Genomic DNA, 12,620 nt, shown 5'->3' with positions numbered 1-12,620 from the left:
AGTCCAATTACAATGCCACTTTGCCTATTGCATATGTCAACACACATTTAAAACAGAGCCTTAATTTAATTAGTTACATCATATCATAAATATTAATACCTTTAAAGAAGTTAGATCATAACATAATTTGGTATAAAAATAAAATATTTAACATGTAAATGTTTAAAAAGTTTAATTTATATTTCAATTATGATAGTATGATAATAAATAGATAGAAAACAATAGATGAAAAGAGGGATTTTGATGAAATATGCATTAGATGTACATACTCATACATTGGTTAGTGGTCATGCGTATTCTACTTTGATGGAGAATGCTAAAGCAGCTTCAGAAAAAGGAATAAAAGTTTTAGGTACAACGGAACATGGAGTAACAATGCCAAATTCTCCTCATATTTGGTATTTTCATAATTATAAAGTACTACCAAGAGAAATGTATGGAGTAACTATGCTTTATGGTGTAGAAGCTAATATAAGCGATTATGAAGGGAATTTAGACATGGATGACTATACACTAGATAAGGTAGATATAGTTATCGGTAGTATTCATCCACAACCAGAAGTATATAAGGTTGGAAGTAAGGAAGAAAATACAAATGCATTTATAAATGCAATAAAAAGTGGAAAAATTGATATAATAGGTCATATTGGAAATCCACAAGTACCAATAGATTTCGAAAAAGTAGTAAAATGTGCTTTTGAAAATGATGTTTTAGTTGAAATAAATAATAGCTCTTTTACAACATCAAGAGTTGGAAGTAAAAAAAATTGCAAGGAAGTAGCTTTATTATGTAAAAAATATGGTGCTAAATTAGTTTTAAATAGTGATGCACACTTTTGTACTAAAATAGGGGAATTTACAGAAGCAATTGAAATACTGAAAGAAATAGATTTTCCAGAAGAGCTTATAATTAATAGTATTCCAGAAGAATTAATATTAAGACTAAAGAAAAAAGGAAAGTTAAGTGATTTGGAAATATAAATCGAATATAGTGCCATTTTGCCGATTGTATATATAAACATATATTTAGAACATAATTAAAATATATTAATTCGTATAATTTGGAAAAAAGGGGGAAGTTTATATGGAAATATTGAGAATTAATGAGAGTGATATAGAAGAATGTGCAAAGATTTTTATAGAAGCATTCAATGAAGAACCGTGGAATGATAATTGGACTATAGAAAGTGCATATAGAAGATTGCGTGATATATATAAATCTCCTAATTTTATAGGGGTTAAGTATACTGAAAATAATGAAATTTTTGGAGCACTTTTTGGAAATTGCGAAGAGTGGTTTGAAGGAAGACAATTTAATATAAAAGAAGTATTTGTTTCAAAGAGAATTCAAGGAAAAAGCATTGGAAGTAAATTAATTAATAGTGCTGAAAGTAAAGTAAAGAAATTGGGTGTAGATTTTATGTTTTTATCAACTCAAAATAATAATTTAAAGAATTTTTATTTAAAACATGATTTTAAAGAAACTAATTCTTTGTGCATAATGTCAAAAAAAATTCGAAATTAAACTAAAATTTTTTGTAAGATAGGAAAATGTGAAATTGGATATTTTCCTATCTTATTTTATAATTAATTATTAGAAATAGTAAACTTTATTTTGAATCAGAATGATAATGTTCGTATTATTATAAAATAAAAATTAAATAATAAAAAAAATAGCACTAAATATATTAAATGTATATTATATATATTAAAAAGTTAAAAAATACTTGCATTAATTTAAAAATGAATATATAATTAAGTAACAAATTTATAGAACGTTCGGACGAAGGTAGTGGGAGAGTTATTATTATTTATAATAATACACCGAAGAGGGAAATCTTTCAGGTATTAGGACCGCTACTGGACGAGCCTCTGGAGAGACTCATAGTTATATGAGCACCGAAGGAGCAAGGCAAATTTTATTTGCTGAAACTCTCAGGTAAAAGGACAGGGGATAGGATTATTAAACTCATTTTGAGTTAATTCTTATTCTCCTCCATAATCAAAAATTAAGGGGGATTTTTTTATGTTATTATCAAATTTCTTATTATCAACAGCTGGAGTTCAAAGTTTTTTTGAAAAAATAGACAGCATTATCTGGGGACCACCATTACTAATTCTTTTAGTTGGAACAGGTCTATATCTAACTTTTCGTCTTAAATTACTTCAAGTATTCAAATTACCTATGGCTTTAAAATTTGTTTTTGGAAAAGATGAAGAAGCTAAAGATGAAGATGCACAAGGAGATGTATCTAGTTTCGCAGCTTTATGTACAGCTCTATCAGCTACTATAGGAACAGGAAATATAGTTGGAGTTGCTACAGCAATAAAAGCTGGAGGACCTGGAGCATTGCTTTGGATGTGGATAGCAGCATTTTTGGGAATGGCAACAAAGTATGCAGAAGGTTTACTTGCTATAAAATATAGAGAAGTAGATGAAAATGGAGAAATGTGTGGAGGACCAATGTATTATATACAAAATGGTCTTGGATTAAAGTGGCTTGCAAAATTATTTGCATTCTTTGGTGTTGGAGTTGCATTTTTTGGAATTGGAACTTTTGGTCAAGTAAATTCAATAGCAGCAGCAGCAGCTAATTTCAATATACCGTTAATTGTAACAGCAGTAATTGTAACAGCATTAGTAGCATTAGTAACTTTAGGTGGAATAAAGAGAATATCTAAAGTTTCAGAAACTCTTGTACCATTTATGGCAGTAGCATATATAATTGGAGCAGTATTAGTTCTTGCATTTAATTACACAGCAGTTCCAGCTGCAATAAAGTTAATATTTCAAAGTGCTTTTAATACAGAAGCTATAGGTGGTGGAGTATTAGGAATTACAGTAACAATGGCTATAAGAAATGGTATAGCTAGAGGTGTATTTTCTAATGAATCAGGACTTGGTAGTGCACCAATAGCAGCAGCAGCAGCAAAGACAAATTCACCTGCTAAGCAAGGGTTAATATCAATGACAGGTACTTTTTTTGATACAATAATCGTTTGTACAATGACAGGTCTTGCAATAGTAATAACAAGTGGATCTACTGGGATATTTGAAGTTGGTGCAACAATAGAAGGGGCTGGTCTTACATCAGCAGCATTTGAAATAGGATTACCAATTGCAATTTTAGGAAAATATATTGTTAACATAGGATTAATATTTTTTGCATTTACAACTATTCTTGGATGGAATTATTATGGTGAAAAATGTATTCAATATTTATTTGGTATTAAATCAATTATGCCATATAGAATAGTTTATATAATATTAGTTGCTATAGGACCATTCTTACCATTGGAACTAATATTTATAATAGCAGATATAGTTAATGGTTGTATGGCGTTCCCTAATTTAATAGCATTAATAGGTCTTAGAAAAGTTGTAATTAAAGAGACTGAAAAATTCTTTGAAGAAATTAAAGCAAAAGATTCAATTGAAGAAGTAGTAGCTTAATATAGTTTTAATGTTTAAAGGAGTTATCTGAAAGATAGCTCCTTTGTTTTATATAAATATTAAATGAGAAAGATATCTAAAATCACCTCTTGAACTCTACCAGAAATTTTTATAGAATACCTTTTCATAAACACACTCCCTTATGTTATAATATGTTATAGTATATTATAACATAAGGTATGTAAACCTTGTGAAAAGGTATATAATAATTATTATAATGCATATAATAATTATGTAGCATAAAAGGAGGGTATCAATATGAGTGAAAAAACTATGGTCTTAATCAAACCAGATGGAGTAAAAAGAAATATAATAGGTAATATTATTAGTTGCTATGAAGCTAATGGCTTAAAAGTCGTTGAAATAAAAATGATGAAAGCAACAAGAGAGATAGCAGAACAACATTATTCACAACATAAGGGAAAAAACTTTTATGAAGAATTAATAGAATTTATAACTGGAAGTCCATTATGTGCTATGATTTTAACTGGAGAAGATGCAATAAATAAGGTTAGAAAAATAAATGGGGCAACAAGTCCTGATGATGCTGAAGAAGGAACTATAAGACATAGATATGCTAGAAGCAAGACTGAAAACTGTGTTCATGCATCAGATAATGCAGAGAGTGCAGAATCAGAATTAAAATTGTGGTTTCCAGAAGTTAATTTAGGTATATAAAAATAAACTAGCATACTAACTAGTTATTTATTTGAATGTGCCTTATAATAAAGAAATCCTTAGATAAAGTAAACTTTATCCAAGGATTTTTTATTATTTAGCTGTTTTGATTTTCATCCAAGCATCATCATATAATTTTAATGAATCACCTAAATTAGTAAAAATTTCACATTTATCTAGAACTTCTTTTGATGGATAAATGCCTTTGTCATCTTTAACAGGATCTTCTAACATATCATAAGCACCTTTATTAGGTGTTGAATATCCTATGTAATCAACATTTTGTTTTGCATTTTCAGGATCGCATAGAAAGTTGATTAATTTTTCAGCATTTTCTTTATTTGGAGCACTTTTGGGAACAACCATACCATCAAACCATTTATTAGCTCCTTCTTCAGGAATAACGTACTCTAATTTAGGATTCTCTGATCTTATATAAGCAGCATCTCCAGACCAAACAGTTGCCATAATAGCCTCTTCACTTATCATTTTATCTTTAACTTCATCTACGTAATAAAGTGGTGAAATTGATTGCTTTTGTTTCACTAACTCTTCAGTAGCAGCATTTATTTCATTAGGATTTGTACTGTTTATAGAATATCCAAGTTTCTTTAATCCAATAGCAAGAGTATCTCTCATTGAATCAAACATTATTATTTGTTTATTATTATATTTTTCATTCCATAATATATCCCAACTATTAACAGGTTCTGTAACTAAATCAGGGTTATATATTATTCCGATAGTACCCCACATATAAGGAACAGAGCATTTGTTATTTGGATCATAAGATAAATTTTTATAGCGATCATCTATATACTCATAATTTGGTATGTTATTAAAATCTAATTCTTCAATCATATCTTCTTTCGTCATTTTTTCAATCATATAATCAGAAGGTATTACTAGATCGTAACTACCTGGGCTGCTTTTTAATTTTTGATACATTATTTCGTTTGTATCATAAGTGGAGTATTCAACTTTAATACCAGTTTCATCTTGAAATTTAGCTAATAAATCTTCATCAATATAATCACCACAATTATAAAAATAAACTGTACCATTTTGTCCTATATTTTTATCAGAACATCCAGAAAAAAGACTTATAGTCAATAAACTTGTTAATGCTAAAGCACTGAATATTTTAAATTTTTTCAAATTGTTCACCCCTTGTAAGATTTTGCTTCTTATTTACTATTATTAATAAAGTCAAAACAGTCAAGAACATTAATGTTGAAAGAGCATTAATTTCCGGCTTAATGCCTCTTCTAGCCATAGAATAAATTTCTATAGATAAATTAGTAACTCCAGGACCTGTTGTAAAGAAACTTATAACAAAATCATCTATTGACATTGTAAAGGCCATAAGAAATCCTGAAATTATACCAGGCTTTATTTGAGGTAGTATAACTTTTCTAATAGCATATAGTGGAGTAGCACCTAAATCTTCCGCAGCTTCTACAGTATTTTCAGGTAACTGTTTTAATTTTGGAAGAACTGAAAGAATTACATAAGGAATATCAAATGTAATATGCGCTAATAACATAGTAGTAAATCCAAATTTTAAATTAATAAATATAAACATAGACATAAGTGCAATACCTGTAACTATATCTGGGTTTAAAACAGGTAAATAATTAACATTTAAAATAAGAGACTTTTTTTTGCCTTTAATTTTATGTATACCAATTGCACTTATTGTACCAACTATAGTGGCTATAATTGAGGCTATAACAGCAATTAATAAAGTATAATAAAGTGCAGACATAAGTCTTTCATTGCTAAATAATTCTTTATACCATTTAAGTGTAAAGCCAGTCCATCTTCCCATGGTTTTTGATTTATTAAATGAAAATACCATCAAAGTAATGATAGGAGTATATAAGAATAAAAATATAATAACTAAATAGGATTTTTTAATAAAATTCTCTAATCTACTTACCATAATTGTCCACCACCTTCTTTGCTATCATCATTTTCGAATCTAGAAGTAATACCCATAAATATTAATATAATTATCATCATTAATATTGAAATGGCAGATCCAAAATTCCAATCACCCATGGTTGTAAATTGTTGTTCAATGACGTTTCCAATCAACATATATTGACCTCCACCTAATAATCTTGAGATTACAAAGGTAGAAACAGCAGGCATAAATACCATAGTGACCCCAGAAATTATTCCAGGCATGCTAAGTGGTAACACAACTTTTGTAAAAACTTTAAATCTATTTGCACCTAAATCATGTGCAGCATTTATTAAATCCTGATCCATCTTTATTAATATTGTATAAATAGGAAGAACCATAAATGGTAAGAAGTTATAAATCATTCCTAGTAAAACAGCACCATCATTATAAAGAAAAGAAATAGGTCCTATACCTAGTTTACTAAGCAAAAGATTTATTAAACCTGTTTTTCCTAAGATAGGTACCCAAGCATAAGTTCTTAATAAAAAATTCATCCACATGGGCAAAATAAATAACATTATTAAAAAATTTCTTTTATCTAAATTTATTTTTGAAATTATATATGAAACAGGGTATCCAATAATTAAACAAGCTATAGTTGATTCAAACGCTAATAGTATAGACTGTTTAAATATATATAAGTATTGAGAATTAAATAAATTATTATAATTTTCCAAAGAAAATGAATAACCTGAGTTGTTTTTTGTAGTAAAGCTAAAAAATAAAACTATAATTAAAGGAACAACTATAAATAGTGCACTCCATACAAAATAAGGATATGCTAAAATTGAAGTATTTTTTTTACGCATTGTCATCACTCTTTTTCATAATATGTATATCTTCAGGATGTATGTCTAATCCAATTTCATTATCAACATCTACAGATTTTGTGTTGTGAAGAATGAATGTAAAATCATCTACGTCCACCTGCATTTCATAATGAACTCCTTTGAACATTATAGATTTTACAATACCTTTAAGCATTCCTTTTTCAGCTTCAACTATTTTTATATCTTCAGGTCTTATTACTACATCAATACTTTCTATTTTTTCAAAACCTTTGTCAACGCAGTCAAATCTCTTGTTGCAAAATTCAACCTTAAAATCATCAATCATGATTCCGGTTAAGATATTACTTTCACCAATGAAATCTGCAACAAAAGCATTAGCAGGTTCGTTATAAATATCCTCAGGACTGCCCATTTGTTGAATAACACCTTTATTCATAACAATTATAGTATCAGACATAGTTAAGGCCTCTTCTTGATCATGAGTTACGAAGATAAATGTAATACCAACTTCTTGTTGTATTTTCTTTAATTCTATTTGCATTTCTTTTCTCAGTTTTAAATCCAATGCACCTAAAGGTTCATCAAGAAGTAATACTTCAGGTTTGTTAACTAAAGCTCTTGCTATTGCAACTCTTTGTTGTTGTCCACCACTTAATGAAGTAATACTTCTTTTTTCAAATCCTTTTAATGCAACAAGCTCAAGGATCTCTTTAACACTTTTTCTTATTTGATCTTTAGGGAGTTTTTTTAATTTAAGCCCAAAAGCGATATTTTCGTATACATTCATATGAGGAAATAATGCATACTTTTGGAATACGGTATTTACTTGTCTTTTGTAAGGTGGAAGATTAGATATATCTTCATTTTTAAATAAGACTTCTCCAGTATCCGCTGTTTCAAAACCAGCAATTATTTTTAGGGTAGTTGTTTTACCACAACCACTAGGTCCTAATAATGTTAAAAATTCATTTTTTCTAATAGTCAAAGATAAATTATCTAATATTTTTTGTTCACCGTAAGATTTACTTATGTTATTTAATTTAATTATATTATCGCTCACTAAAAAAGCACCTCTCTCTAAAATTTAAAATGATGGTGGAGTACTTATCCAAATAACTTTTGCTGGTGTTCTACCAGCGTTAGAAATATAATGATTAACCTTTGGTTTAAAATAAAAGCTTTCATTCTTTTTAACTTTTAGTTTTCTTTTTCCCAAATGTAGATAAATACTTCCAGATAATACATAGCCAAATTCTTCACCGTCATGTGGTTCTTCCTCAATATATTGTCCACCTGGCTCAATAGTAATCATAATTGGTTCCATAGCATTCTTTTGAGCGTTAGGGACTAGCCACATTAACGAATATTTTAACTCTTCATCATCTGTTTTAAACATATCATCATTGCTAAATATAACTTGTTCTTCTTTTGTTTCACTAAAAAACTCATTTAAATTCGTTCCTAAAATTTCTAATATGTCCATTAAAGTAGCAATTGAGGGAGAAGTTAAATCATTTTCAAGTTGAGATATAAATCCCTTAGATAACTCACACCTATTTGCCAATTCTTCCTGGGTTAATTGTTTTTCCATTCTTAATACACGAATCTTTTCTCCAATTTGCACAATATACACCTACCGTCGAATATATAATATACTCACTTTTACTAAACCTTAAGTTTAAAATTACTAAACAAACAATGATATTATATAAATTTTAGAGGTAAAAATCAATATTTTTTTAGTAAAAAAAGAAAATATTTATTCTTTTAACCATTTATTTTACTTATTATTAAAGAATGTGTTTAGTATTATGTAAATTTAAGTATACATATACTAAGGTGTAGAAAAAAATTTACTTTTTTATATAAAAATTAAAAAATAAAAATTATATAGATGATTTTAACATTTATTTGAATTATAAATATTGATAAAAAGAAGAAAATGTGAGATATTTAAAATAATATAATAAAGAAATTATTAGGTGATTTTATGCAAACAGAATATCAACTGTATAGAAGAAATGGTAAATTAGTATATATAAAGCAACCTGAATATGAAGAATTAGCTTTTACATCAAAATTATGGGATGATGAAGAAACAATGAAGGATATTGGGGGAGTATATAAATTTACGGAAAGTAAGTGGGAGAGTTTTTATAAAAAAATGGTATCTCCAACGGATGGAAGAAATTTTTATTGCCTTATATATACAGTTAAAGATGAACCTATTGGAGAAGTAAGTTTTCATGGATATGACCCTACAACAAAAATAGCTCGATCTAATATAAAAATTCATCATAAATATAGAAATATGGGATTTGGTGAAGAAGCTATGAGATTGATGCTTGAGTATTACTTCTTTGATTTTGCTGGAGAAATGATATTAGATAAAGTAGGAAATGAATATGCACGAGCATTTGCAAATAAATTAGGCTTTCAAGAAAGTGGAACTTATCAAAAGGAAACAACATTTAAACTTACTAAAAGTAATTTTTTTTATTTTAAAGATTTGAATGTAAAAAATGTTTCATTTATTGTATATGAAAATATAAATATCGCAAATTATACTTTAGTTTGGGATATATTTAATGAAGTAAATAAATTATCAAATAAGAAAATATTTAATTTTGAGATAATATCATTAACTGATAGGACTAATTATAGTAATAATTTAAAGTTGGAGTTAAATTCATCAAATTTTAGTATTTCAGATTCAAATATTATAATTTTACCAGATTCAATAAGTATCGAAAATATAATTCAAAATGAAAATATTATAAAAAGTATAGCAGAAGTATATAATCAATGTAATTATATATGCGCTATAGGGAATTCAATAGTAATATTAGAACAAATAAAATCTTTAACGGGTATGTCTATTCCTCATATTGAAAATTTAAATAAGTTAATAAAATCTGAAAATTTAAATAAGATGAAGATAGTTAATAAAAATTTTGTGGATAATGGAAAAGTAATGATTTCATCTAATCTAATGGGGACTATAGAAATGATTTTAGCAATAATATTTAAAGTTGTAGGAAAAGATTTAGTAAAGCAAATAGAGGATAAATTGGGAATCAAGTATATATATTAAAGCAGAAGTTTGATTAAATTTTACTAATATTGTACAATTATAAAAAAGCTTATTATAAAGGATTGATGTAAATGAGCTCTAAAAAAACTAAGATGATTAGTGTAATTGTTTTGGCGATTCTTAGTATAACTGTAATATTTGTAATGCATAAATTTATAGGAAGTGGATCTAAAGATATTAAATCTGCTAAAAGTTTTATAGAGAGATTACATGCAATAAATGCAATTGATGATGATGAGGATTTAAAAAATATAAAATATAAACGAGTAAAAACACTAGGCAATAAGAATAAGTTAATCTATAAAACTATAACAGCTAATTCCTTTGGAATAGATTTAGATAAAAATTATAATGTTATAGGTTTTGCTAATAAAGATATTAAAAAGGATAAATATGAAATATCATATTATGAAGCTAAAGAAAAGTCAAAAAAATATCTAGAGAATATATGCACTGAAGAATTAACTTTTAGGGGAATAAAAAATGAAAAAGATACAGACAAGCTTCCTTATTATTCTTTTGTATATTTGAAATGTAAAAATGGTTATCCAATATATTCTGATGAAATAATAATATGCATAAATAAGTCTAATGGTTTGTTAGAAAATTACACTAATTCGTCAATTCAAAAAGAATGTAAAGATTTTGTAATAAATATATCACAAGAAGAAGCAGAAAAAGAAGCGTTAAATTTATTTGATAAATTAAATGACAATGGGGAAGTTGTTTATCCAACTGAACTAGCTTATGCTGAAAGAAAAGCAAAAGGTGAAAAAAATTTAAGTTCTGAACTTTGTTATGTTGTTACAGTAAAAGGCAAAGATAAAAATGATGCAGAATTTACGAACAAATTTTTTATAACTACAGAATCTAAAGAAGTGATTAATGATATAAAATATGGAACAGAAAATTCAGTAGTGACTGATTAAATAAGAAGTATTCATTTGAAACAAGAGCAAATAAAAAATGTAATGATTAATTAATCATTACATTTTTTTATGTCTATATTCGAATTAAAGCTATTCCCATTCATCAACATTTGTTAATTCAGGTATAGATGAAGCCTTAAATACAGGTTCTTTTATTCCTGCTTTCTTTTGAGCTTTATAATCAGCTAATGCTTTAAATGCAAATTTACTAAGTAAAGTAATTGCAATCAAGTTTATTATAGCCATAAAACCCATGAATGTATCTGCTAAGTTCCAAACTATATTTAAATTAGCTATAGAACCAAAGAATACCATAGAAGCAACTGCTATTCTATAAATAATTAAATATATCTTTTTTTTGTTTAAAAATTCAATATTAGATTCTCCATAATAGTAGTTACCAACTATAGAGCTAAATGCAAATAATAATATACAAATAGCTACAAATATACTTCCAAAGCCTCCTATTTGATAAGTTAAAGCATTTTGTGTTAATTGAATACCTGTTAATCCACCAGATAAATCTATATCTGAAAGTAATATTATAAAAGCAGTGCAACTACAAATAATTATTGTATCTGTGAAAACTCCAAGAGTTTGAATTAAACCTTGTTTAACTGGATGAGTTACATCAGCAGTTGCAGCGGCGTTTGGAGCACTACCCATACCAGCTTCATTAGAGAATAAACCTCTCTTTATTCCAATAAGCATAGTTCCACCTAAAGTTCCTCCGATAGCTTGATTTAAACCAAAAGCATTTTCAACAATTAATGCAAACACTCTAGGGATATGATTGAAATTCTTAAATATTACAAATAGTGATACAAATATATAAGCAACTGCCATTATAGGAACAATTATTTCAGATACTTTAGCAACTCTATGAACTCCACCAAAAATAACTACTAAAGTTAAAACAGTCAATATAATTCCTACAGTAATTTGATTCACTCCAAAAGCTTCATTCATAGCTAGAGAAATAGTATTAGATTGAACAGAGTTAAATACTAGTCCAAAAGAGACTGTTATTAATATTGAGAATAAAACGCCCATCCATTTTTTATTTAGACCTTTTTCAATATAATAAGCAGGACCACCTCTAAAGTGACCATTTTTATCTTTAATTTTGTATATTTGAGCTAAAGTAGATTCAACAAAGCTTGAACCAGCTCCTATTAAAGCTATAACCCACATCCAAAATATTGCACCAGGTCCACCTATAGATATAGCGATGGCAATACCAGCTAGATTACCAGTTCCGACTCTTGATGCTGTACTTATACAAAAGGCTTGGAATGATGATACACTTCCTTTTTTTCGTTCCGATGTAACACCATTACCTAATAACCTAAACATTTCTTTTATAAATCTAAATTGAACAAATTTAGTTTTATAAGAAAAGTAAAGACCTAAAATTATTAATAAAGCTATAAGTATATATGTATACAAAAAATCATTGAATTTTACAAGTAAATTATTTAAAATATCCAAATTTATGCCTCCTACATTAGAAAAAAATATGTCGATAAATATAATTTTATATTGTAAAAGTAAAAAATGCAAGAACAAAGAGCAAAAAATGCAAAATTAATATATTGATATTATGGAAAATATTAATTTTAGTAGGGTTTGTAAACGCTGAGATTACATAAAAAATAGAAAATGCAGGGATTGGTTATCGTTTATTCATTTTGCAATAAAA

At 27.3% G+C, this 12,620-nt stretch carries 12 protein-coding genes and 2 riboswitches; of the genes, 6 read left to right on the top strand and 6 right to left on the bottom strand.

Features of this window, described 5'->3' with window-relative positions; all coding sequences use genetic code 11:
* Window positions 1-243: 243 nt before the first annotated feature.
* The 4 genes from NG904_RS04635 to ndk all read left to right on the top strand — a co-directional run bounded on the left by NG904_RS04635 (window position 244) and on the right by ndk (window position 4,132).
* Entirely contained in the window at window positions 244-981 is a 738-nt protein-coding gene (locus NG904_RS04635; protein ID WP_252230155.1) for a phosphatase, read from the top strand.
* A 103-nt stretch (window positions 982-1,084) separates the two neighbouring features.
* Window positions 1,085-1,525 (top strand): GNAT family N-acetyltransferase, encoded by a 441-nt coding sequence (locus NG904_RS04630; protein WP_252230153.1) that lies wholly within the window; start codon window positions 1,085-1,087, stop codon window positions 1,523-1,525.
* Between the two features lie 258 nt (window positions 1,526-1,783).
* Window positions 1,784-1,867: riboswitch (glycine riboswitch) on the top strand.
* Between the two features lie 2 nt (window positions 1,868-1,869).
* Window positions 1,870-1,954, top strand: a riboswitch (glycine riboswitch).
* A gap of 72 nt (window positions 1,955-2,026) precedes the next feature.
* Complete coding sequence (locus tag NG904_RS04625) at window positions 2,027-3,454, top strand: alanine/glycine:cation symporter family protein (RefSeq protein WP_252230151.1); 1,428 nt, start codon at window positions 2,027-2,029, stop codon at window positions 3,452-3,454.
* A gap of 258 nt (window positions 3,455-3,712) precedes the next feature.
* Window positions 3,713-4,132 carry a nucleoside-diphosphate kinase gene (ndk, locus tag NG904_RS04620; protein WP_003370585.1) on the top strand — a complete coding sequence of 140 codons (420 nt, stop codon included), beginning with the start codon at window positions 3,713-3,715 and terminating at the stop codon, window positions 4,130-4,132.
* 93 nt (window positions 4,133-4,225) lie between these two features.
* Here ndk and NG904_RS04615 read toward each other — a convergent pair whose 3' ends face one another.
* From NG904_RS04615 to NG904_RS04595, 5 genes are read right to left on the bottom strand one after another with little or no spacing between them, the layout of a single operon-like run.
* On the bottom strand, window positions 4,226-5,290 hold the full coding sequence (locus tag NG904_RS04615) for an ABC transporter substrate-binding protein (RefSeq protein WP_252230149.1): 1,065 nt from the start codon (window positions 5,288-5,290) through the stop codon (window positions 4,226-4,228).
* Window positions 5,277-6,077 (bottom strand): ABC transporter permease, encoded by an 801-nt coding sequence (locus NG904_RS04610; protein ID WP_252230147.1) that lies wholly within the window; start codon window positions 6,075-6,077, stop codon window positions 5,277-5,279. Before NG904_RS04610 ends, NG904_RS04615 begins: the two co-directional genes overlap by 14 nt.
* Entirely contained in the window at window positions 6,071-6,913 is an 843-nt protein-coding gene (locus NG904_RS04605) for an ABC transporter permease (protein WP_252230145.1), read from the bottom strand. The genes NG904_RS04610 and NG904_RS04605 overlap by 7 nt, the downstream gene beginning before the upstream one ends.
* Window positions 6,906-7,955 carry a spermidine/putrescine ABC transporter ATP-binding protein gene (gene potA / locus NG904_RS04600; protein ID WP_252212736.1) on the bottom strand — a complete coding sequence of 350 codons (1,050 nt, stop codon included), beginning with the start codon at window positions 7,953-7,955 and terminating at the stop codon, window positions 6,906-6,908. Before potA ends, NG904_RS04605 begins: the two co-directional genes overlap by 8 nt.
* A 24-nt stretch (window positions 7,956-7,979) precedes the next feature.
* A complete protein-coding gene (locus NG904_RS04595; RefSeq protein WP_252230143.1) occupies window positions 7,980-8,519 on the bottom strand; it encodes a helix-turn-helix domain-containing protein in 540 nt (179 codons plus the stop codon).
* Window positions 8,520-8,885: 366 nt separating this feature from the next.
* Here NG904_RS04595 and NG904_RS04590 point away from each other — a divergent pair, with 366 nt between their 5' ends.
* Together NG904_RS04590 and NG904_RS04585 are read left to right on the top strand one after the other, a co-directional pair.
* On the top strand, window positions 8,886-9,989 hold the full coding sequence (locus NG904_RS04590) for a GNAT family N-acetyltransferase (RefSeq protein WP_252230140.1): 1,104 nt from the start codon (window positions 8,886-8,888) through the stop codon (window positions 9,987-9,989).
* Window positions 9,990-10,060: 71 nt separating this feature from the next.
* Window positions 10,061-10,918 carry a hypothetical protein gene (locus NG904_RS04585; RefSeq protein ID WP_252230138.1) on the top strand — a complete coding sequence of 286 codons (858 nt, stop codon included), beginning with the start codon at window positions 10,061-10,063 and terminating at the stop codon, window positions 10,916-10,918.
* Window positions 10,919-11,008: 90 nt separating this feature from the next.
* On the opposite strand, the gene NG904_RS04580 is transcribed toward NG904_RS04585, so the two are convergent.
* Window positions 11,009-12,409, bottom strand: coding sequence for an alanine/glycine:cation symporter family protein (locus NG904_RS04580; RefSeq protein ID WP_252230136.1), 1,401 nt, complete (start codon window positions 12,407-12,409; stop codon window positions 11,009-11,011).
* Window positions 12,410-12,620 lie beyond the last annotated feature (211 nt).

Source organism: Clostridium sp. ZBS15, from assembly GCF_023845705.1.
GTDB classification, from domain to species: Bacteria; Bacillota; Clostridia; order Clostridiales; family Clostridiaceae; genus Clostridium; species Clostridium aquiflavi.
The sequence above is the reverse complement of the archived record's forward strand: the minus strand, read 5'-3'. Positions and strand labels throughout refer to the sequence as shown.

Bases quoted from the DNA above. Each gene is read 5' to 3' on its own strand.
- NG904_RS04630 (WP_252230153.1), top strand. From the start codon at position 1,085: ATGGAAATATTGAGAATTAATGAGAGTGATATAGAAGAATGTGCAAAG.
- NG904_RS04635 (WP_252230155.1), top strand. From the start codon at position 244: ATGAAATATGCATTAGATGTACATACTCATACATTGGTTAGTGGTCAT.
- NG904_RS04585 (WP_252230138.1), top strand. From the start codon at position 10,061: ATGAGCTCTAAAAAAACTAAGATGATTAGTGTAATTGTTTTGGCGATT.
- NG904_RS04590 (WP_252230140.1), top strand. From the start codon at position 8,886: ATGCAAACAGAATATCAACTGTATAGAAGAAATGGTAAATTAGTATAT.
- NG904_RS04605 (WP_252230145.1), bottom strand. From the start codon at position 6,913: ATGCGTAAAAAAAATACTTCAATTTTAGCATATCCTTATTTTGTATGG.
- NG904_RS04610 (WP_252230147.1), bottom strand. From the start codon at position 6,077: ATGGTAAGTAGATTAGAGAATTTTATTAAAAAATCCTATTTAGTTATT.
- ndk (WP_003370585.1), top strand. From the start codon at position 3,713: ATGAGTGAAAAAACTATGGTCTTAATCAAACCAGATGGAGTAAAAAGA.
- NG904_RS04625 (WP_252230151.1), top strand. From the start codon at position 2,027: ATGTTATTATCAAATTTCTTATTATCAACAGCTGGAGTTCAAAGTTTT.